The organism is candidate division WOR-3 bacterium (genome assembly GCA_039801725.1).
Lineage (GTDB): Bacteria > Hydrothermota > Tepidihabitantia > Tepidihabitantales > DTDR01 > DTDR01.
On sequence record JBDRVE010000023.1, the window covers coordinates 1 to 21,606 of the forward strand.

General features: G+C 31.2%; 30 protein-coding genes. 8 read left to right on the plus strand and 22 right to left on the minus strand.

Annotated features, from left to right (window positions below):
• Positions 1–54: 54 nt before the first annotated feature.
• The 17 genes from ABIK75_05590 to ABIK75_05670 all read right to left on the minus strand — a co-directional run bounded on the left by ABIK75_05590 (position 55) and on the right by ABIK75_05670 (position 13,825).
• A complete protein-coding gene (locus ABIK75_05590) occupies positions 55–633 on the minus strand; it encodes a hypothetical protein (GenBank protein MEO0090560.1) in 579 nt (192 codons plus the stop codon).
• The gene (locus tag ABIK75_05595; GenBank protein MEO0090561.1) at positions 630–1,247 is read right to left on the minus strand and encodes a hypothetical protein; all 618 of its coding nucleotides are present in this window, start codon (positions 1,245–1,247) and stop codon (positions 630–632) included. Before ABIK75_05595 ends, ABIK75_05590 begins: the two co-directional genes overlap by 4 nt.
• Before the next feature lie 3 nt (positions 1,248–1,250).
• Positions 1,251–1,568 (minus strand): hypothetical protein, encoded by a 318-nt coding sequence (locus ABIK75_05600; GenBank protein ID MEO0090562.1) that lies wholly within the window; start codon positions 1,566–1,568, stop codon positions 1,251–1,253.
• Position 1,569: 1 nt separating this feature from the next.
• Positions 1,570–2,907, minus strand: coding sequence for a hypothetical protein (locus ABIK75_05605; GenBank protein ID MEO0090563.1), 1,338 nt, complete (start codon positions 2,905–2,907; stop codon positions 1,570–1,572).
• Entirely contained in the window at positions 2,904–3,683 is a 780-nt protein-coding gene (locus ABIK75_05610; protein MEO0090564.1) for a site-specific DNA-methyltransferase, read from the minus strand. The genes ABIK75_05605 and ABIK75_05610 overlap by 4 nt, the downstream gene beginning before the upstream one ends.
• Complete coding sequence (locus tag ABIK75_05615; protein MEO0090565.1) at positions 3,673–4,083, minus strand: hypothetical protein; 411 nt, start codon at positions 4,081–4,083, stop codon at positions 3,673–3,675. Before ABIK75_05615 ends, ABIK75_05610 begins: the two co-directional genes overlap by 11 nt.
• Positions 4,080–4,400 (minus strand): hypothetical protein, encoded by a 321-nt coding sequence (locus tag ABIK75_05620; GenBank protein MEO0090566.1) that lies wholly within the window; start codon positions 4,398–4,400, stop codon positions 4,080–4,082. Before ABIK75_05620 ends, ABIK75_05615 begins: the two co-directional genes overlap by 4 nt.
• Positions 4,397–4,555: a hypothetical protein gene (locus ABIK75_05625; protein MEO0090567.1), complete on the minus strand. Its 159-nt coding sequence runs from the start codon at positions 4,553–4,555 to the stop codon at positions 4,397–4,399. The genes ABIK75_05620 and ABIK75_05625 overlap by 4 nt, the downstream gene beginning before the upstream one ends.
• Positions 4,556–4,589: 34 nt before the next feature.
• Positions 4,590–5,456 carry a hypothetical protein gene (locus ABIK75_05630; protein ID MEO0090568.1) on the minus strand — a complete coding sequence of 289 codons (867 nt, stop codon included), beginning with the start codon at positions 5,454–5,456 and terminating at the stop codon, positions 4,590–4,592.
• Between the two features lie 53 nt (positions 5,457–5,509).
• Positions 5,510–6,331 (minus strand): hypothetical protein, encoded by an 822-nt coding sequence (locus ABIK75_05635; protein ID MEO0090569.1) that lies wholly within the window; start codon positions 6,329–6,331, stop codon positions 5,510–5,512.
• A gap of 42 nt (positions 6,332–6,373) precedes the next feature.
• Positions 6,374–8,767, minus strand: coding sequence for a hypothetical protein (locus tag ABIK75_05640; GenBank protein MEO0090570.1), 2,394 nt, complete (start codon positions 8,765–8,767; stop codon positions 6,374–6,376).
• 8 nt (positions 8,768–8,775) lie between these two features.
• Positions 8,776–9,243 carry a hypothetical protein gene (locus ABIK75_05645; protein MEO0090571.1) on the minus strand — a complete coding sequence of 156 codons (468 nt, stop codon included), beginning with the start codon at positions 9,241–9,243 and terminating at the stop codon, positions 8,776–8,778.
• On the minus strand, positions 9,240–10,118 hold the full coding sequence (locus ABIK75_05650) for a hypothetical protein (GenBank protein MEO0090572.1): 879 nt from the start codon (positions 10,116–10,118) through the stop codon (positions 9,240–9,242). Before ABIK75_05650 ends, ABIK75_05645 begins: the two co-directional genes overlap by 4 nt.
• Positions 10,115–10,423, minus strand: coding sequence for a hypothetical protein (locus tag ABIK75_05655; protein ID MEO0090573.1), 309 nt, complete (start codon positions 10,421–10,423; stop codon positions 10,115–10,117). Before ABIK75_05655 ends, ABIK75_05650 begins: the two co-directional genes overlap by 4 nt.
• Positions 10,413–10,871 (minus strand): hypothetical protein, encoded by a 459-nt coding sequence (locus ABIK75_05660; GenBank protein ID MEO0090574.1) that lies wholly within the window; start codon positions 10,869–10,871, stop codon positions 10,413–10,415. The genes ABIK75_05655 and ABIK75_05660 overlap by 11 nt, the downstream gene beginning before the upstream one ends.
• Positions 10,872–10,880: 9 nt before the next feature.
• Positions 10,881–11,714 (minus strand): hypothetical protein, encoded by an 834-nt coding sequence (locus tag ABIK75_05665; protein MEO0090575.1) that lies wholly within the window; start codon positions 11,712–11,714, stop codon positions 10,881–10,883.
• A 434-nt stretch (positions 11,715–12,148) separates the two neighbouring features.
• Entirely contained in the window at positions 12,149–13,825 is a 1,677-nt protein-coding gene (locus ABIK75_05670; GenBank protein ID MEO0090576.1) for a phage/plasmid primase, P4 family, read from the minus strand.
• A gap of 173 nt (positions 13,826–13,998) precedes the next feature.
• Between ABIK75_05670 and ABIK75_05675 the strand changes: the two genes are divergently transcribed.
• The 8 genes from ABIK75_05675 to ABIK75_05710 all read left to right on the plus strand — a co-directional run bounded on the left by ABIK75_05675 (position 13,999) and on the right by ABIK75_05710 (position 19,102).
• On the plus strand, positions 13,999–14,289 hold the full coding sequence (locus ABIK75_05675; protein MEO0090577.1) for a hypothetical protein: 291 nt from the start codon (positions 13,999–14,001) through the stop codon (positions 14,287–14,289).
• Positions 14,265–14,510 (plus strand): hypothetical protein, encoded by a 246-nt coding sequence (locus tag ABIK75_05680; protein ID MEO0090578.1) that lies wholly within the window; start codon positions 14,265–14,267, stop codon positions 14,508–14,510. The genes ABIK75_05675 and ABIK75_05680 overlap by 25 nt, the downstream gene beginning before the upstream one ends.
• Positions 14,507–14,911 carry a hypothetical protein gene (locus ABIK75_05685; protein ID MEO0090579.1) on the plus strand — a complete coding sequence of 135 codons (405 nt, stop codon included), beginning with the start codon at positions 14,507–14,509 and terminating at the stop codon, positions 14,909–14,911. The genes ABIK75_05680 and ABIK75_05685 overlap by 4 nt, the downstream gene beginning before the upstream one ends.
• A complete protein-coding gene (locus ABIK75_05690) occupies positions 14,901–15,368 on the plus strand; it encodes a glucosaminidase domain-containing protein (protein ID MEO0090580.1) in 468 nt (155 codons plus the stop codon). Before ABIK75_05685 ends, ABIK75_05690 begins: the two co-directional genes overlap by 11 nt.
• Before the next feature lies 1 nt (position 15,369).
• Positions 15,370–16,428, plus strand: coding sequence for a hypothetical protein (locus tag ABIK75_05695; protein ID MEO0090581.1), 1,059 nt, complete (start codon positions 15,370–15,372; stop codon positions 16,426–16,428).
• Complete coding sequence (locus tag ABIK75_05700) at positions 16,394–16,606, plus strand: hypothetical protein (GenBank protein MEO0090582.1); 213 nt, start codon at positions 16,394–16,396, stop codon at positions 16,604–16,606. Before ABIK75_05695 ends, ABIK75_05700 begins: the two co-directional genes overlap by 35 nt.
• Before the next feature lie 118 nt (positions 16,607–16,724).
• Positions 16,725–17,141: a hypothetical protein gene (locus tag ABIK75_05705; protein MEO0090583.1), complete on the plus strand. Its 417-nt coding sequence runs from the start codon at positions 16,725–16,727 to the stop codon at positions 17,139–17,141.
• Positions 17,142–17,149: 8 nt separating this feature from the next.
• The gene (locus ABIK75_05710) at positions 17,150–19,102 is read left to right on the plus strand and encodes a hypothetical protein (protein ID MEO0090584.1); all 1,953 of its coding nucleotides are present in this window, start codon (positions 17,150–17,152) and stop codon (positions 19,100–19,102) included.
• Between the two features lie 57 nt (positions 19,103–19,159).
• On the opposite strand, the gene ABIK75_05715 is transcribed toward ABIK75_05710, so the two are convergent.
• Genes ABIK75_05715 through ABIK75_05735 form a run of 5 tightly spaced genes read right to left on the minus strand, consistent with a single transcriptional unit; the run spans position 19,160 to position 21,588 of the window.
• On the minus strand, positions 19,160–20,092 hold the full coding sequence (locus tag ABIK75_05715; protein MEO0090585.1) for a hypothetical protein: 933 nt from the start codon (positions 20,090–20,092) through the stop codon (positions 19,160–19,162).
• Between the two features lies 1 nt (position 20,093).
• Positions 20,094–20,624: a hypothetical protein gene (locus tag ABIK75_05720; protein MEO0090586.1), complete on the minus strand. Its 531-nt coding sequence runs from the start codon at positions 20,622–20,624 to the stop codon at positions 20,094–20,096.
• Positions 20,608–20,991 (minus strand): hypothetical protein, encoded by a 384-nt coding sequence (locus ABIK75_05725; GenBank protein MEO0090587.1) that lies wholly within the window; start codon positions 20,989–20,991, stop codon positions 20,608–20,610. Before ABIK75_05725 ends, ABIK75_05720 begins: the two co-directional genes overlap by 17 nt.
• Entirely contained in the window at positions 20,972–21,214 is a 243-nt protein-coding gene (locus ABIK75_05730; GenBank protein ID MEO0090588.1) for a hypothetical protein, read from the minus strand. Before ABIK75_05730 ends, ABIK75_05725 begins: the two co-directional genes overlap by 20 nt.
• Positions 21,211–21,588 (minus strand): hypothetical protein, encoded by a 378-nt coding sequence (locus ABIK75_05735; GenBank protein MEO0090589.1) that lies wholly within the window; start codon positions 21,586–21,588, stop codon positions 21,211–21,213. Before ABIK75_05735 ends, ABIK75_05730 begins: the two co-directional genes overlap by 4 nt.
• Between the last annotated feature and the right edge of the window lie 18 nt (positions 21,589–21,606).

Sequence of the window (21,606 nt, forward strand, 5' to 3'; positions counted from 1 at the left end):
GTTTATATATAAAGTCATATCTTCTATTGCTTCTTCTATATAACCATACATAACTTACCTTCCTCTTAACATTAAATATGTTTTTAAAAGTTCTCGTGTTTCAGGTGACTTTGTAATCCTATAAACAGTATAACCTAAAACACCTAAACCAGCAATAATAATGAAAGGTAAAAGTTTTAATCCAGTAGGTATTGCTTTTGCTGTCTCAGCGGCAGCTTCTACTATTGATTGCAATATCTTCACTATAAAGTTGACTATACCTCTTAAAGTATCAACTAAACCTTTTGCTACACTATATATCTTGTCAAAAATATCTTTATCTGCTTCTATATCTTTTAGTGTACTTTCTACTGAATTTTTAACAACCCTTAAAAGATTTTCAAAGATATAGACATTGTTATTTTCAACTCTTTTTCTTTTCTCAAGCGTATTAATTTGATAGTCAAGATTATCAGCAACCTGTTTCCAGTATTTACCTGTTAACCCTTTCTTTATAGCCTTGAATACTATACCACCAAATATATCAGTCCATTTCAATTGTGATTTCTTTAAAGCATCATCTCTTGCCTTTATTAGTAATGCTTTTAACTGATTATATTCATCAATTGACATTTTAACTTCTTTTAGTTTCATTTCTTTTTTCTAAAAGCAAATATTGATATAAGTGTTACACCAACTGCTCCTAAACCTATTGGTAATAAGTAAGGTTTTATCCTCTCAAAGAATGGTACTTCTTTTGTAACTTCTTTTTCTCCTGGTTCTGTTTCTGGTGGTGTTACTGGTTTTTCAGGTTCTCCTTCCTTAGGTTTTTCAGGTTTTTCTTTCTTAGGTTCTCCTTCTTTTTGTTTTTCTTTCTTTTGTTTGTCTGCTATAGTTATATCAGTTAAATATTTTGAAAACTCATAGAAAGCGTTTTTAGTCTCTGATGTAACATGAAGAGAAAGAGGACTATGTTTTTTTGTTCTGTGATAAATGTTTCTCCTCAAAATGCCAGATATGGATGTACTTAAATTCATAATATCATTATCAGAAACCTGGTAAGTATCTTTCTCTTTTGTCGGTTTTAACTTATATCTGATAAAGTCATCAACTACTTTTTTTAATGCTTCTACATGCTTAGATGGTGCTACAATTCCTTTTGTTTTTCTATATAATTCGTTATAAGTCTTATCATAAAATAGAGCATCAGCACATCTTTTCTTAAAAGCCTCTATTGTATCTATAAAATTTTTCCTAACAGTTATCATATTTCACCTCCATCTAAGTTTTTCTAAAATCAACATCAAAGAAAAAACTATAAATAAAATAATCTTCATAATAAGTAAATCACCTCTTTCAGCAAAAATATAACCTGTACCAAAGAAACAGCCAAGGAATGCATGTAAGAAATCAACCCATTCTGGCTTAAACTTATCAATTAAATAGTAATTCCTTAAAACACCACAGATATCATGAAGGAATGAAGTAAGCATTATAATCAGAAAAGCAGTATCAGGTCTAAAAATAACACTTAAAGCAACTGCAAACATTCCATATAAAGATACTTTTGCAAGACTAAACTTTTTCATATCAGTAAGATGAAATTATATAATAATTTGTTCCATCACTTATAACTGAAACACATTTCCACTGTGATGATAACCTGAAATTTGAAGCACCATCAATAGTCCCACTTGCAGGAACTACATAAACATCATTGCCAGAAGTATCAATCTTTTTTACAATATAAACCCTACCTGCAACAACTGGAAGTGTTATAGTTCTTGCTCCTCCTGATGCATCAACAAGTATCATATAATCACTATCAGTTGCTGTGTAATTTACACTTACTGTTCTAACAGGTAAACTTATTGATCCTGCAACATGTAATCTACTTTTAGGGTCACTTGTTCCTATACCAACATTACCTGTGTATCTTATTCTCATTCTTTCAACTAAATTCTCATTCTCTATACCATCTCCATCAGTATAAAATGCAAGATCTCCATTATAAGCACCAACATCTATACCTCTGATTGCTGCCAAAGACCACCCACCAGGAGCTAACCCTTGAAATCTTATACCAGACCAATTATATGCACCTGATGGTGATGCTAATTTTATTAAGTCATCACTCATACCAGCATATATCACTAATTTTTTATCAGGTAATGCTCCTATACCTAATCTTTTATTTGTATTATCCCAGTATAAATTATTATCACCACCAATTGCATCAGGGGAAGTCCAAAAAGCAACCTGACCTTCATTACCATTACCTCTAACACCTTCATCAGGTAATGGCATAAATGCTCTTATCTCTGGCTCCCATTTTAGAACATAACCTGCATATGGTTCATCTCTTACCCTTATAGCCCATGAATTAATAAATAAATCACCCTGTATTCTTGAAGAGCCATTAACATCAAGCCTGTAGGCAGGTGAAGATGTTCCTATACCAAGCCTATTGTTTGTGTTATCCCACCATAGATTGTTATTTCCGCCAATTGTATTAGAAGAAGTCCAGAAAGCAATTTGTGTTGGTGAACCTGAACCACCAACTCCAGCTCCTATATCTCTTAAAGTTGCTACAGTATCCCATTTTGTTCCTCCTCTATAAGCAAGCCTACCACTTGAAATGTTATAGACTAAAGTTCCTTCCCATGCTTTGAATGGTTGTGACTTTCCAGGTCCTTTAGAAAATATAACAACAGTATCTAAATGTATACTGGATGCACATGGTAAAACAAGTGGTAGAAATAATTTTGTTCTACTTTCAAATGTTCCCCCTATTAAATCGTGTAAGTATGCATTATCTTTGACATATAAGAGTTTGCTAACAAAGAGTGAGTCAACATTCCATGTATGTGCTAACTTTTTAGTTTTTGTCATCTGTGTCATTAAACATAAGATTAACAACAATTTCATACTTTCACCTCCTCCATTTCTTTTCTTAAAATTTTGATTTTAGCACCACTTTCAATTATCCTATGTAAAATTAAATCTTGTGCTAATCTATCTATCTCTGAACCTATAATATATCTTTTCTCATCTATACAAACAGGTATTATAGTGCCTGAACCAAGAAATGGGTCATAGACAATACCACCAGGTGGACATAATGCTCTTACCATTATTCTTAATATTATCTCTGGTTTTTGTGCTAAATATCTCAATTTTTTACTTGCTCTACCTTCTTCAACAACATAGAAATTTAAAACACGATTATCAGGGAATAAGTCAATAACACTATTTGCATCAAAATAAGGCTTATAATCATCTAATTTAAAAATTGAAATATATTCACAAACATCAACAAACCTATTCTGTGGTTTATCCTGAAAAACACCTTTACCACCTGGCTTATGTTTTAAAACATAAACAAAAAATTGATTTAACTTAAATCCATTCTTAATAGAACATACAAGTAAAGTTGGAAACATCTTTAAATTATGAAAAATAGCAACATTACCATTTAATTTTATTACTCTGCTAAAAATATTAAACATCTCTTTACAAAATTCAAGATAAGAGCTATAATTACCTTTTAGTAATAAACTTGTTTTACTTTTATCCCTTAAAAGAGCAATTTCTTTATCTCTGAATGACCAGGGTGGGTCAGTTAATATTAAATCAACTGACCTATCTGGTATCATATCTGCAAACTCCTTATAATCACCAAAATAAACAGCATTATAAAGCATATAAAACTCCTTCAATTCTAACACTTAAAAGAAATGGATAACCTCTTAAAACTTTTAATAACTCACCATATTTAGGAAGTGTTAATTCCCTAAATGCTGCCATACTTGGTTCAATTATAAGCCTTACTTCATTTGTAAAGTTTAGTGGTTCTTCAAGTGTTATTGGTCCTTTATTTGGCATAATCAAAACATGTGGATATATTTTATCTCCTTTATCTGCTAATCTGAAATATAAATCACCAAGAAAATAATCATAAAAAATAGTTGTCTTTATATCTATTAAACTTAAATTAAAATTATAACCTTCTTTTACCTCTAATAGAGGGAAACTTAATTTTTCTGGTTTTGTCTCAAGTATAAAATTTAAGTCAAGGCATATATAATAACTTGTCCTAATCATAGCGGTATTGTTGTAACACTCTCAAGAATTATATCATAACTTTGTGCTACATTAACCTGTATAACTATGAAATAAGCAAGCATTTCCTTACCAGGACCTATAATCTGTGAGTGTATTAAATTGCCTGGTCCAATTGATACAGATCTTATCAGTTCAAGATTTTCTGTATAATAATTAAGATAAAGTAAAAAATTGTTTACTGATTTTACAGTTAAATTTAAGATGTCAAAACTTGAAGCAGGTATAACAATTAAAGCCTCTGTATTCGGTTCTGTCACAACTATATCTTTTAAAGCATAAGTAAATATTGTTCTCATTTACTTCCTTTAACTTGTTCTTTTATATATTTAGATAGGTTCTCAATAAATTCATCAAATTCTTCTGCAGGTCTTATATGTTTTATACCAAGATTTGAATAAATTATCTCTATCAATCTATAAATACCCCATAATGTACCAACAACACCTGACATCGTTAACACAAATTTAATCGCTTTCTTAATATATTCATACGTGTACATATTCAAGCAAGATATTTATAGGAGTAATCTTACTATCTGGAGGAAATGTAGCATTATAATCAGATATTGATTTTTCAAGATTTATCTGTAAATGTTCATAAACAGTTTTGCTAACAAGTCTACCTATATAGATACCTTTTAAAACATGTCTTACTCCATCCTGTAAATCACCAATTAACTGCCTTAAGGACATATGCTCAAGCTCATAAAAGGCAAACTTACTTCCTGATAGTAATAGTTGTCCCCTTATCTCATAAGGTAAAGGACCAGTTACTATACCACCATAAGGTGTTTCACAAACTGGTAAGAATTCTTCAACAATAGGTGGTCCTTCAGTTCTCCTACCACATAGAAAGCCTAATGATACCAATCTACCTGCTCTTTCAACTTTTATTGTATATGTTGGTGTTGTATAAGGTATTTCTTCAACTCTTAATCTTGTAAATTCAAGTGAATCAATATTTTTACTTTCAAGATATTCTTTTATCTGCTTATCAAGTATGTAATTACAATAGATGAGTAATTTACCGTCAAAAGTTAAACTTGGATTATCATCATTCCTTCTTGGCATAAACCTTAAGAGTGAACCTTTTGCAACTAAAAACGGTCTCACATATTTGAAAACTGGTGCTTCTTGATGTTTAACATTAACAAATCTTCTATCAAGCAACATTAAAGGCATATTTGTGATTATTATATCTGTATTGTTTACTTTTAAATCAAATCTGCTATACCTATAAGAAATTAACTTATCAAGTGATGGATAAGATAGAGATTCAATTCCTAAACCACGAACTATTATATTTTCATGTATAGGATAGTCTTCATTAGGTTTTAAAACTAAAATTTTCATAACTCAACACCATAAAGCCCAGGGGAGGTCTTCCCTCCCCTGGGGTTAAGAGATTATCCACCTATAATCCTTCTTGTAGCCCTTCCGTAAAGGTATGGTATGATTGTGAAGTCAGTTGCGTTTGCACCAAGTGAAGGGAATGCCTCACTTGTTACAATTATGAGTGAAAGTTTATCCTTTGAGGAAATAGATATGTAGTTTGCCTTAATGAGGTCACCAAGTTCTCTCGGCTTTGAAGGTTCAAGCTCATAGATTGTTATCTTTGAGCCACCTGCTTCTGTTACCTTTGTGTCAATTACAGGTGCTATATCCTTGAAAGGAATTGTGTAAATATTTGTATCATTAACCCTTATGATGCAGATACTCTTTGTTAATGCCTGTAATGCTTCTTTGTATCTGTATGCATCATCCGTATCTTCAAGTACAGCAGGTTCAATATCAAGCTTTAAAGCAATAAAGGTGATAGGAGTTTTGAAGTAGGGCTCTGGTACATTTGTGATAAGTCCATCAGGGTCAGGTTCTTTATCAAAGAAGATTACCCTGCTTTTACCAGCAAAATCCTGTGCATAACTCTTTTTGTGATAGAAACCTTTTGAGACAGAAGCACCTTCTCTTGTAACAAGTAATCCTTTTCTTGCTGCTGCGGCAGCCTTTATTGCTTCAGTTGCCTGTTTTGCAGCTATCTTTTCAGCAGAGGTTGGTGTTAACGGAGTAAGAGTTGGTCTTACAGGTCCTGTATAAGGTCTTGGAGTTACAGGTCTTACTGTGATAGGTGTTGCCTCTGTTGGGAGGATTTCCTCCTCACCAGGCATTGCCTCCATAGGGACAAATATATATTTGTCCCCTCTTTTCACTATTTTACCTTTCATCTCCATGTTACCTCCTTTCACCCTGACGTCGTGTCAGGGTATTTTTTATTATTCCTCAACACCTTGTATTTCAATTTCTTCTTTTTCCTCTGGTGATTCAATAACTATTTCTTCACCTTTCATTGCTTCTTCTGCTAATTCTTCATATTCTTCCTCAACTTTACCTGTAGATTCAAAGCCTGGAGGTGTTTCAATTATCAAAGTTCCCTGTGATGTTAATTCTTCATAATATTCTTTTGGAACAACTAAGTTACCTTCTTCATCAACTTCAAGTCTGTCAAGGTCAACAACAAAATCGCCCTGACCTACATTTTCAACTTCACCTGTTGGTTTTGCAGCACCTTTCTTTAATTCTGCTTCAAGTTCTCTTATTCTTTCAGCGTTAGGTGTAGGTAAAAGATTACCAAATAATGCTTCCATTATATCCCTGTATATACTCATTGTATAAGCAACCCTTACTTTATTGAAGAAAGCATTACCCTTAAGGAATGTGTTGAAGACATAGTTAATTCCAGCATAATGAACTGCTCCTGCTAATAGATTATATAAAATCTTTTTCCAAGTAACCTTATCTGCATCTGCTCCAAAAGGTAATTTTGCAAGTTTTCTTATTCCCCAACCAGCCCATGATTCAGCAAAGATTCCAAGTCCACCAGGTATTAACCAGTCAATACCAAAGAGACTTATCACATCTATTTCACCTACACTTTCAAAAGCACCAAGTGTTGCAAGTGCTTCTGTTATAGCCCTTGTTTCCTCAGGAGGATACCATTCTGCCTTTTTTGCTTTTATTGCTTCACTGAGTTTTTCTTTTACAATTTGACCTTCAGGTGTAGACCAAACATCTATAAGTGCTTTTCTTAAAATAGGATAAAACTTTCCACCTGCTTCAGAAGCCCAAGCACCTTTTACTGCACTCCTTAGTGCTTTTTTGAATTCTTCACTATAAACAGGTGGTGTATATCCCTTTGGATATACTTGTTCAATTGCTTCTGCTATTTCGTCAAGCGCTTCAAGTTCTGTAATTGTTGCTTCTTCACGATACACTTTTGCTCTTGCAGCCTTTACTGCTCTTGATAAGACTTCTCTGAAAGCTTGCCCTTCTGGTGTAAGCCATGCTGCTTTAAGTGCCATTCCCGCATGTGCTCTTAAAACTGGTTTAAATCTAACACCAGTTGCTCCTTCCCATGCACTCTTGATTGCTTCCCTCAACCCCATCTCTCTTGTAAATGGTTTCCATTTTTTTTCTTCTTCTTGACCAATTGCTTCAGCAAGTTCTTCTATAGCCAATGTTTCTATTTCTTCTTCTGAAAGTGCTTCTGTACCCCATACTTTCTTCAATTCCTTTCTTAAAACATCCCTGAAAGCAGTACCTTCTGGAGTAGACCATGCTTTCTTTAATTCTTCACCAAGTGTGTGATAAAATTTTTCATGTTCTTTAACTATAGGAGCTATTACTTCTCTCATGCCAGTTTTGAAGGGTTTCCATTCTGATATTGGTTCACTTATAGGTGGTAAAGGTGGTAGTGGTGGTAATATAGGTTTTGGTAACTTTGTGGTTGCTTTTCTCTTTCTTTTTTTCCTTGCACTTATTGCTTCATTCAGTTCATTTATTGCTTTTGTCAACCTTCTAATAGATGACTCACCAACAGATTTTGTTTTCATTTTTGCTTTTGCCATATTTACACCTCCTGTTTTTTTAACTTTTTTTGCTTTATTAATCAGCACCTCACTAACAACCCTTGTAGGTGTTAATTCTGTGCTTTCTCTATATTTCTTCCATGCCCATTTAAGGGCTTCTGATAAACTACTGAATTCTCCACTTTTAAACTTTGCTCTTGCCTCCTTCATTAGTCCAGATGGTAATGCTCCCATATCTTCACCTCCTTCTTCTTTTTCTTCATCCTCAACACCACTAATAACACCATATTTTTTTAATATATTCCTTATACTTGTTGCTGAAATTTCTATACCAAACTTTTCTTTTATTAATGCCTTTATTTGACTTATCTTATAGTTTTTATTTTTAAATTCAACAACTGCTTTTTCTATTTCTGGAGTTATCTTTTTTACAGGGTTTTCAAGCAATTCAACTTCTTCACTTTTTTCTGTTTCAGTAGTTTTAATTTTTTCTTTTTCTCTTGGTGGTATAGCAAGTACAGCAAGTACTCTAACACCATGTTCTGGTGGTCCAAAGGTAAGCATTCTGTATATATCTTTACCACCTCTTATTTTTTTTGCTTCTTTTTCAAGTTCTTCAAGTTCAGTTTTAGGTATAACCCTATATTGGTGATATCCACCAGTTGTACCGAGGTATTCATAATACCTATATCTATCCTTAACATATTCATCTGCTTTTTCTTTAGACCAAACATTTGTATTAAGTAAAACATGTGTTATTGTCCATCTTTTAACCGCTGGATTAATTAAAATAGCATCCATAACACCTCCTATTTTATACCAGTAATATCAAACTCAATAGGTTCAGTAAAAGCAAGGAATATTCTTTTAGTATCTGAAGGGTCAACACATAAAAATACTTGATTTGGTTTAAATTCATGAAAGTAAGGATTCAATTCACCACCCTTTTTACTGAAATAAACTATAAATGGAATAACACCTATAACTGTTGCTACAACATGACCACCCTTATATTCTTTTTCTATATCAACAATTCTATCTCCATACATAATCCTTGGGAAGTGAAAGCTACCAAAAAATACTTTATCAGGTTTAATTAACATAGCAGATTTATATAATTCTAATGCTTTAGCAACCATTTTGTCAAGTTCTTTTAAGTCAATCTTTTCATGTTCAACAATTATATTATTACCTTTAAGTAATTTCTTTGTATCTTTTTCTTTTTTTATTCTATCACAAAAATATTTATCAAATGCCTCTTCTAAAGCTTTATTCATTTTTTCCCCCTTATAAGAAAATAAGTAACAGTACCTGTAGCACCTATTCCTAAAAGTATAGGTAGTATAGGTCCTCTCATAGAACCAAACATACCTGCTTCTTGGAATTGTCCTTGTTCTTCAATACTTGATAGAAAATTGTTATAAGCATTAGGGTCTTTCTCGGCAAGCATTTTAAGTTGCTGTTCAACTAACTTAGGGTCTATTTTCAATTGTTTTGCTGCTTTCATAAGAGATATACCTTTTGAAGCAGCAAAGGCAGCACAAGTTTTCAAAGCAGTCAAACCAAATTTACCAGCAGCAGAAGCAACTGTACCAAGAGCACTTATTACTGCAGGACCTGCAGGAGTTGCCATAAGAGCAACACCTGCTGCAGCAACTCCAAGAGCAACAAGTTGACCTTTTGATACTCTTGTCCAACTTGCTGGTGTTTTAATAACTAATCCCTTTTTCCACTGTAAAGCCCATCCTCCACTTGTTACTTTATCAACTGCTGTCATCATCCATCCAAGTGGTGTATATCTTTTGATAACACCAAATAATCCTTTATCTCTTTTTTTACCTTTTTTATCTTTTTTATCTTTTTTATCCTTTTTATCTTTTTTGGCAGGTAAACCTATATCTTCAAGCACCTGTTTCTTATATTGTTCTGCAACAAATGGTTTATAAGCCTTTGATAATTGGAACTTAACATAGAAGTGAGGAAATTTATCTGTGAGGATTTTATCAAGTTTTTCTTTGTTGTATAAGTTTTCTCTGAAATATTTTAAGAATTCAATGTCAGCACCACCTTCCTGTAAGTATTTAAGAAGTTTAAATCTTTCAATTCCTACATCTTGTGCCATATTTAAAAAATCCATAAATAACTCTGTCATCTTCTCCCCCTCAATAGAAATATTGAAACACCTAAAACACTTAAACCTATTAAACCAGCAATAATATATGGTGATATAACTTTTTCTTCTTCAACATGTACTTCACCTTTTGCTATACTTTTAAGTATTGGTTCAAATCTCTTGTCAACTTTAAATATACCTTTTTCTATAAGTTTATCAATCTCAACAACTCCAAATTCACCATGTTCTTTATGTGATAATATGAGTTTACCTTCTTTAAGTTTAACAGACCATCCTTTTGGCAAGAATTTAGGTATGCTTGATATTTTAATTTTACCTTTCATACATTTCCTCAATTGTTTCAATATAACTTGCTGGTGTAACTCCTTCTTTTTGTGTTGGAGTAATTATTTCTTTTGGTGGTAATGGTCTAATAGGTACAGGTATAATAGGTAATACAGGTACTTCAGGTGGTCTTATTTCTCCAGGTGGATATCTTGGTATTCCAAATCTTGGTCCTAAAATAAAAGTTCTTCTAATTTTTCTTCCTAAATACATTTCTTCTGGGTATGGTGGTATTATTTCAACTTCTCCTTTTGATATCATAATTAATGCTTGTTTTATAACTTCATTCTTTGGTACAAGTATTCCTTTATTAATTAAGTCTTCAAGTTCAGTAAGTTTATAACTAATGTCACCACGATAAACTCTTGGTTCTGTTATAACTCTTAAATGAAAACCTGATTCACTTAAAATTCTTTCAAGTTTTGTTCCAGTTATTTGCCCTTTCATAAACACCTCCTATTTTTTTAAGCCTTTGTAAATTTCCCATCCTAAAATACCACCTGTGAATAAAATTAGAGCTATAGTATAAGGTTTTGTTAACCAGTTAAAGAAATCTGCTATTAAATTTATTTTTTTAGGTAACTCACCCTTTTTAACTTCAAGACCTGCAGTTTGTAATAATTTACCAATAGTAATCATTATATCACCTGTACCAGGAGGTAGTTCACTTAATCCATCAATACTTCTAACTGGTTCTATTTTATGAGTACCAACATATATTCTTTTTAAAGGTATAATATCTGATGATATTTGACCAAAAGGTCTATTAGAAGCAGCATCTAAAGGTATCCATTTATTTGGTTCATCAGGGTAAGCAAATTCAAGGTAAATATGGTTAGGAATATAAATGTTTTCACCTTTATTACCTTTAACTATTCTTGCAAGCACAAGTCTTACTGGGAAACCTCTATTAGCAAGTAGTGTTCCAAGAAATAGAGTTTTACAATCACAATCACCATATACAGGTTTCCCTTCCATAATTGATTGAGCAACAGCATGAGGTGCTAATAATACTTCTGCTTGTCTTGCTCCTAAATCCCTTACAACTCCACTATACTCTTTATGATATCTAATTTTATCACGAGCAACTAAATAAGCAATCTGTGGAAATACTTTTGAATATAATTTATTCCTATCTGGAGGTGGTATTAGAGAAGCAGTAAATTTATTAATTATAGGATGTAAGGCATAGAATTCAATTCTTCTTGCTATTAATGTTGCTAAATCTTCTGGAGTATCAACACCCCAGAGCCTTACATATTTATCTTTATAGAGTTCTTCTATTCTCATCAGCAAAAAAAATAAGTGCTTATATTATAAACTAATTTTAAAGAGTTGTCAAGTGTTTATGGAAGAGTTTAGGCGGACAGATGGCGGACAGATCGAGAAAAACAATCTGTCCGCCCTTAAGTCATTGTGGCTCAATAGAAATCTTTAATTTTTCTTTAAGGCGGACAGATTCTCTTATACACGTTTGAGGAAAATTGGGTTTTGAAAAGTGAGGTATACAAAAATTGTGCAATTGCACAAAAAATGTATAGGGGTGTTTAGAGATATTAAAATTTTCAAAACAACAATATAGAAAATCTGGTCAATCTGTCCGCCATATAATGAAACCCTTGATAGACAATGATTTCAAGGCGGACAGGTTATTTTTACAATCTGTCCGCCTAAATGAAAGTTATTGTAAGATAATAACTTTTGCTAAAAAACAATCTGTCCGCCTAAAACTCAAGTTCTTGATTTTCTTTTAATGTTAAGCCTTTCCATAATCTTGTTCTTTCTTTTCCTTGTCTTAATTGACTAAATCCTTTATCTTTGAGCATAAGAGTAAATTTTTTATGTGATAAAGGTTTAAGTCCATTTACTTTACACCATTCTTCATAAGACTTATATAAATCCTTATTGCTTACATATTTTTCTTCATTTATTTCACACATATCTTCTAAGAATTGTTGTAATATATCCATCTCATATTTATATTCTTCAGTTGCTACTTTTACTTCATCTGGTGGTTTTAGTCCTTCATGTATCCACCTATGAGCACCTTCTATTATCCAATTAAGTATTCCTTCTGCTTCAGGTAATAGATATTTCTGATAAAAGTTTTTGATTTGTTTTTCTGGTGGAATAACTACTGTAAAAGGTATTAGTAATATCCTACGCCATATACCATAATCAACACCTGATATATCAGGTTTATGGTTTGTTGATAGCCATATTTTACCTTCAGGTTTAAATTCAAAGAATTCATGATATAGAAATCTTGCAGTTATGAAATCACCTCCAGTAAATTGTTTAACAAGTGCTTCTGCTATTCTTTGTCCTTCTTCGCTTTCACTTGCTATTATAAATCTTGCTCCATGTAATCTTGCTATATCATTTCTTATATGATTTTTGTTAACTATAAAGGTATCAAAACTTGTTGTTTTCGCATAATCACCAAGTATATATTTTATTGTATTCAAGAATGTTGTTTTACCATTTGCTCCTATACCATACATTAGAAATAAAACATTCTCGGTTGTATCACCAGTTATTGAGTATCCGAGTGCTTTCTGTATAAAATCTATTAAACTATCACTGATAAATATATCTTTTAAGAAAGATTTCCAGTTTTCACATTTAGCATTCTTATTATATCCAACATTAGTTATCCTTGTGATATACATTTCTTTTTTATTTTCAATAACTTCAAGTGTTCTTAAGTCAACTATACCAGTTGGTGTATTTATATGGTAAGGATTTTTATCAAAGATACTGAAATTTATGCTTATTAAAGGGTTACCTCTTGCAAGTCTAACCATCTTTTTAATTCTTTCACCAGATGATGATTTAAGATACCATTTTATATTATCTTCAATTTCCTTTTTTAGTTCCAAACTATTTATCATTGATAAATATTGTTTTAGTTCTTCTATCCTTTTATTTATCATTTCTGTTGCAAGGTATTCAATTTCTGTTATAGATGTCTGTTTCCATCTTTTACCATCCCATTTATAAAATTTATCATGTTCAATAGAGTAAAGAATATCACCAGCATAGTAATTAGCAAATCTTATAGAGTTTCCTATATCTGTTTTTTCTATTTCTTTAAGTCCTGTATCAATTTCTGTGTTGCTATTAAGTATATTTTTAATTGATTCAAGGTCTTCTTCATTTAGGTATTTAGATAGGTATTCAATAATTTTTTCATTTTCGTATTTTTCTTGTATTTCGGGTAGGTTATAGAATATTTCTGCTATATTTTTTGCATATTTTTCCAGTTCATCTATATTTATATTAAGTTTTTCTATTGTTGATTTTTTTGAATTCAGGAGCATTTTTAGAGATTTATCAACATCATAGTTATTTTTAGACATAATGTTATAAAGTTCAAGATATATATCTTGTTGTGACATAGGACACCTCCTTTTGGTTAAGTTTTATAATTATACAATAAACTTTGTTAGGTTGTCAAGGGTTGTTTATGATATTTTTTATTCCTTAAACAATCAATGTTAAAATTTTAAGGCTGTTAATGGATGTCAAGGTCTTGACTTTTACAAAAAAATCCTTTATTATTATATAACTTATGTTTACTGATAAATTTCTTATTTTACAGGATGTCAAGAGTGAAGAAACAATTTTTATACCAAGAAAAAAAATTGTTTTCTTTAAGATTTATCAGGTTAAGAATGATGAAGAAAAAAGGCTTGAACTTGTACTTGAAGGTGGCGAAAGAATAGTTATTAAAGGTACTGAATATGTTGAAGCAGCATTTCTTAATCTTACAAAAAGTAGATTAAGACTTATGATTGAATATTATATTTTTAAAATTAAAGATTTTTTTACAGGATTATGGCTATACTTGTTAAAAAAATAACAGGTGATGAAAACACTTTATATATACAGGAAGATACACTTGAAAAAATTGTATCTGTTATACTTGGTGTTCTTAAATCTTCAGATAACCCAATCATTTCAACAGCAGGTAAAGTATTTGAGAAGGGTGCTATGAATTTCCTTATGGATTTAAAGATGAGGGGTAAATTTTTATATAAAAATAGTGATGGCAAAATTTATAAGATAATACTTGTGAGATGAAGGATAAAGAGAAAAAATTAATTGAAACATTAAGCGTAGTCTTACCATTTTTACCTTTAAAATTACAATCAAAGATGGCTGACCCTTTAATTCGTGCTTTTAAAGATGATATATCTTTGAATGAACTTGTTATAGATATTGAAAGGAATTTCAACAATTTTAAAGATAGGAATGATGCTTGTTTCACTATTGCTAATGTTGCTTATATTGCTGTAAATACTGATGATGCTGAATTAAAATCAAAATGTGAGAACATAATTAAGAGATATAAAACTCATATAACTGCAAAGATATATAAAATACTTGATAAAATTGACAACGATATAAATAAGATACCGAAAGAATTTATTAAAGAAAAATTTTTCCAGACAGTATCTAAATTAAGTAAAAATGCGACCTAAAAGTGACAAATTTATAATGGAGAACTATGAAGTATTTAAGAAGGTTGCTGATATGTTTGACTTTGATTATAAGATTTTATTAACACATGCTGCACATGAAACTAACTGGGGAACAAAGGTCAAAGGTAATAATTATTTTGGTATAAAAGCAGGTAAGTATTGGAAAGGCGATACTATTGATTTTGTAACTCATGAGTATATAAATGGTGAAAAGATTAGGATAGTTGATAAATTCAGGGCTTATAAATCTATTGAAGATAGTATTATTGATTATTGTAAACTTATAAAGAATAGTAAGAGATATAAAGAGGCTTATGAAGCAAGAAAAAATCCAGATAAGTATTTTTATTATTTATATAAAGCAGGTTATGCAACTAATCCAAACTATGTTACTTATTTAAAGTTAACTTATGAGATAGTTGTTGATAGATTAAAAAAGTTAGGATTGGAGGTATAATATGGAAGAAAAAATTTATGAAGAAGTTGGATTTAATGATAGTATAGAAGAAAAAACTGAAGAAAGGATTGAAGAAAAAAGTATAACACTGCCAGAGGAGATAGCAGATTTCTGGTTAAAGCCAATAGAACATCCAGTAGATGATTTATGTTTTGATATTTTTTATGTTGATAAAAATGGTAATTGGCAAAAGGTTAATTTTCCACCTGACCCAAAGACTGGTAAGATAGTTCCTCCATTTACAACTGATGAAATACTTAACTTTGGGTTTGGTGAAGGTAAGTATATCTTTAGACCTAAGAGTATAAAAACTGGTAAATTGTTAAAAGGCTCAGAGACACATTATTTATCTAAAAAGCAAGAAGTTATAGAAGAAAAAGCACCACAGAGAACTGATAATATAATACTTGAGCAAATTGTTAAATTACAGGAACTTATGATAAAGCGTATGGAAGAAGACCAGAAACTTACCCGTGATTTACTTTTTAAACTCATAGATAATATGACTAAACAACCACAGCAAGTACAACCTCAACCTCGTGTTGAAACAGATATATCAAAGGTGCTTGCTTCATTTGCAAGTGTTTTAAGGGAGACAGAAAGAGCAAAAGCAGATGTTAAAGTTGCAGAACTTACAGCACATAGGGATATAGAACTTAAAAAAATTGAATTTAAACATAAAATAGATGAACTACTTGCTAACCTTGGTAAATATCCAGAGACTGATGAGATAAAAACTTTAAGAGAACAATTAAAAAAACTTGAAGGCGAAATTATTGAAGGTAAAGAGAAAAAGACAGGTATAAAAGATATAATCACATCAATTATAGATGGAGCGACAGATTTTATAGAAACTTTAACTCCTTTAATTAAGGCAATACAAGGTTTACAGAGAGGTTCATCACAAACGCAAAATTTTACTTCAAATGTAGAAGAAGTTAGTGAAGTTGAAGAAGTTGAAGAAGAAATACCACAGGAGGTTTTAGAGGAAGTTAAAAAAGAAGAAATTAACAAGGAGGTGAAAGATGATAATAAAGGTACAGATATACAAGGACAATAAATTTGAAACGATAGCAATAGGTGAATATAATGGTGAAGTAAGTGCAATAGAAAAAGGTGATACAATATACCTCAAATTTAACCCAGCAGAACCATCAAAAGTAGGCGGTCTATTTCAGTTAAATAAAGTTGAAATAAAAGAATTTAAACTGGAAAAGAGAGGTAGAAAGGCTGAATAAAATTAAAATAGAGGTATATAAAGAGAAAGATTTACCTTCAGGGACAATACTTTTTTCTTCAAATGTAAGTTTTTTCTCATTATCAGTTGTTGGTTATGAACTAATCTTTAAGCCTTTAATGACAAATATAGAGATACCTACACATTGTGAGATATTTTTCAGGGATGTTGGAATAATATCTGCTAATTTCCCTGTTGTTAAGGTTAAAAAGCCTGAACTTGAATATCTTTATTTTGCTATTGATCCCAATATGGATGAAGATAAGTTAAGGATATGGAAACATAAACTTATAGAAAGGCTTGGTGCTCCTTATGATGTTTTATCACTTTTTAAATATATACCAGTTTTAAAAGAGAAACTTGAAAAAATACCTCAAATAGGTTATAATTGTATAACTTTATTTACAGGTTTGGTTGATTTTGAACTTGAAGACCTTACAGTTAGGGAGTTTCTTAATAAGTTATATGAGAAAGGTTGGAAGGTATATAAATGGGAAAATAAGTTTATTAAATCTTTACTTACAATTGTTATATAGGAGGGAACATGAGAAGGAGTAAAAAAGAAAAAAAAGAAAGCACTTTAAGAGGGGCTTGGGAAGCGTATGAGCAGGAAAGGGAAAAAAAGGAAAAGGAAAAAGAAAAACTTGAGGAAATTGCTAAAATAGAAAGAATAATTGAAGACTTAAAAGATAAACCTATAAGCATTGAAGAATTGCTTTCAGAAGATAGTGAAGAATTTGAAGAATTAAACAATCTTGTCCAGAGCACACTTGCTATAAAAGAAGTTGATGAAGAAATAGAAAACAAAATAGCAAGTATTGAACAACCACCACCTGAAACAATTAAAACAGAAATTGATAAACTTATAGATAAGGTGCGTGAAAAAGGTATATTTGTTACAAAAATAGATGATAAATACTATCCAATGATGTTTGAAGGTAAACCTGATGCAGAACTTGATGAACCTTCACTTTATGTACTTGCTAATGTTACTAATGCTTTTCTTTTATATACAACATGGCTTAGTTTATTCATGCACCCCCCAGAAAAGAGATTAGAAAATGCTAAAATATTGTTAGAGCAAAATATAAAGGCTGGACTTGAAACACAAGCAAGAATATATGAAGTTTTAATCAGAACAAATTTCAGACTTGCTGATGCTCTTAAAGAATATGGTAAACAACCACTTATGGCAAGGATGGCTGAAAATGTTAAAGTTTTCCTTCTTGAATTCATTAAAAAAGAGAAATTACCAGAAATATTTGATAAACTAAAACAAGAAGCACAAAGATTAAGTGGTTCACCTTATGAATGGGAGAAAAGGCTTGGTGAGACACTTATGGTAACTCCTTTTTCTATTACCGTTAAAGATTTTAAGATACTTGAAGTATCAATACCAAGGGCAAGGTTTGAACCTTATGCTGTTATAGTGAGAGGACGCACTGGTACTATATATGAAGGTGTCAATTATATATTTCTTGCTGATGGTTCACCAACTGAAGCGTATGGTAAAATGTGGTGGTTATTAACAAGATATAATCCAGTTTCTGATGTTTTTGTTAATCCTTCACTTGTTGAAGAAATAAGAGTACATCGTTTTATATATCCTGGGACATTCCCTTCTGTAAACTGGGTTGCTGAATTATCAGAGAAAAGTGAAGAAGCAAAAAAGAAATATTATACAGCATTTTTTGATTTTATATATCTTGGAGAAGAACCACCAATGGGTTTAAGAAAATTTTTAGATTCTACCCTTGGTCATGATGCTCTTATACTTAAGGTAACTCCTAAAGAATTTACTGATAGAATATTTGACCAAACAGGTATAGTTGAATTGAAAGCAGTTAGCAAACTATTAGAAAATATCAAAAAATATAAGATTATGGAATACTTTGTACTTGAGAAAATCTCATTAGAGGAGAAAAAACTTATTGATTTCTATCTTGTGCCTATATTTGTTTCTAAAGCAATTGACCCTAAAATAAGTGATGAAGAAAAAGCAAAAATTATATTGCGTATAACAGGAGAATTGGATTATAAATTGATAGGAAGAATTCTATATATTTTTGATGTCGTAAGTAAAGAATTGACTAAATCTATTGGTGAAATACCACCAGAATTATATAAAATAGCCAAAAATACTTGGAATTTACATTTACAACCAGAAAAAGAAATAGAAGAACTTGGTAAATTACTAAAACCTGAAGGTGATTTATACACTAATGTCAGGAAAATATTTATAGACATACAGAATGATTTATTTGATGCTGAAACAGAAGCATCAAAACATTATATTGACACAATATATAAATCACACGCCTGGATGGTATCAAAACTTGGAGTACATAAAGAACTACCTGATGATATAATAGAAAGAATTAAAGTTGAATTAACAAGACATGGATTTTCTTTACCAGAGAAATACCCTGATTTTGTTACACCTATTTCTTCAATTGATGAACTAATAAGTGAAATAGAAAGTCTAATTCAAGAATAATCCATATAACACCTCCTTTTGGGTTAGGGGGTAGGTTTTCAGCCTACCCCCTTCTATTTATTCTTCTTTCTTTAACATTTTGATTGTGTATTTATAGTAAGCAGAGCGTTTATAGGCAGGTACTTCTGTTTCAGGTATATAATGTATTCTCAGTTCGTAGTTACCGACATTATATATACCAACTTCTTTAGGGAAGAATTGTTCAATCTTTTCAGCAAATTTTTCAAGGTTTTCAATTGCCTTTTTAAGGTTTCTTATTTTTTGTTTAATTAAGTAGTATTTATCTATATCATCTATGAAAATTTCTATTGAACCTTTTTCTTTAAGCCAGCAATCATCATAATGCGGGCATCTTGATAATCTTGAATAAAAGCAAGGATATTTATAAGGTGAAAATCCTTCAGGTATATCAGGTATTGTTTTTGTTTCCCAGTGTTTCATTACTATTTCATTTTCTTCAAATATCTTTTTAAGTTCATCACTTGTTAATCTTAAGACTGGGAATATAGCGAGATTCCATTTTCTTCCTTCAAATTCTATATAGTGTATTTCGCCAGAAGACTTTTTAGGTGATGCTTCTATTTGTAATCCAACTTGTATTCTATGCATTTCTATAGGTTTTTCTGGTATTCTTCTTATTGCTTTTATCTCTATTATTTTGTTAAGTGATGGAATATATATATCTGGGTCAACCCTTATCTCCTGATTACCATTTCTTAGTTTCCACTGCACCTTAGTAAAAACCCTTTCCTTGACAACATCTTTGATTATTTGAACATAGCCAAGTTCAGCAAAAAATCCCTTAAGGAATATCTGTTGTAACTCCTGATTTTCTTCTATATTCTGTGGTTTAAAATGGTTAAGTAATCTTTTTCTTCTACAATATCCTTCAAGACCTGGGTATCCTGCTTGTGATGCTGAGAATGGGTCTTGTATATCCTTTTTTAACTTTAAAAGTCTTTCTTCAACTTTTTTATTTAAGTCTAACATATCAACCTCCTTTTTTAACTTTAAATTTTTGAGCATAAAGAAATAGAGCATAAGCGTCTATACAATCCTGTTCAACAGCATCTATTGGTAACTTTTTACCGTCAACCCTTATCATAGTTTTACCTATTTCAGAGTATATGATATTAAATTCAAGAACAAAAAATTCAGGAAAGTATTTACTGATTTTCTCACGCAGAAGTTTTTTCTTATTTTTACTTCTTGGTTTTATTTTGAAATGTCTGTAAACATCATTCATACTAATTTCCCAGTATCCTGATAGAGGACCAAGTGAGGAAATTATAACTCCAATAACTCTGTTTATCTGTGCCATAGGTTTTATGTAGGGAACATTTGTATACTCAAGCACAAGGAATTTATCCTTATCAATCACATGTCCTCTTAAAATATGCGATAACTTATAAAGCCAGAGGTCCTCATCTGAGGTCTTCAAATTATTCCTTATGAGATAGAAACCTTTGCCTTCAATGAACATACCTATCTTTCGGTAAGATGGGTCAACTGCTATTATCATCTCCCACCTCCGTTGATAATTTTTGTTTACAACGAGGACAAATTTGCTTCGCTTTATCACTAATCCAACCTTGTCTGTTGATATACCAGTCTCCACTTAAATGCTTGCCAAGGAATAAATGACCTCCAGCAATAGGTGAATGAATACCACAGAAACAACAAGCATCTTCAGCCATTCGGATTGCTTCACCACCTTTTACTTTAGCGTATACTCTCCATATTTCTTCAGTATACTTTTGTATGAACTTTGCTATATACCAGTCAGTTTCAATTGTGATTACTACATCTCTATATTTTTCTGTTCTTGGAAACCTATCACAAAAAACCGCAACTTTTTCAATTAATTCATTAAGGTCTCTCGCTTTCATCCTTTACCTCCTTTGGTTTATTTTTATCTTCTGGAAGTTCAATTCCATATAAAGCCTCAATAAAACTGTCAAAGAGTGCCCTTGCGAATTTATCAATCTTTTGTGTCTCTTGCTTAAAGGTTTTTGTATCAAAGCATAGAAGATATAAATTCCTTTTGTCATCACCAAGCAAGAAAATTTCAATATCTTTATACTTACCAAGTCTTACTAAATTTGGTATCATACTTCACCTCCTTTTAATTTTGTTTCTAAATGTTTTCTAAATTCGTGAAATCCCCATCCAATTTGAGGTGTTTTTTCCCAAAACATCGTTATCATACTTAAAACTGGCTCATAACATACAATCTGTATTATGTATTCCCCTTCTTTGAAGAAGACCTCAACTTTTTTGAAAGTCATTTTAGCTTTTCTTGGTTCTGGGGAATACCAGGGAGCAACATAATATCCTTCAAGTTCAAAAGGTTCTATATCAAACTCATCTAACATCATTATCCAAGGTTCTTCTCCATCTTCTTCTGTCCTTTTTCTGACTTCAGCTTGGTATTCACCTGAACTAAATTTCTTTTCTATTATATCCAAGGCTTCAAACACTTTCATTTTTCACCTCCCATTTTA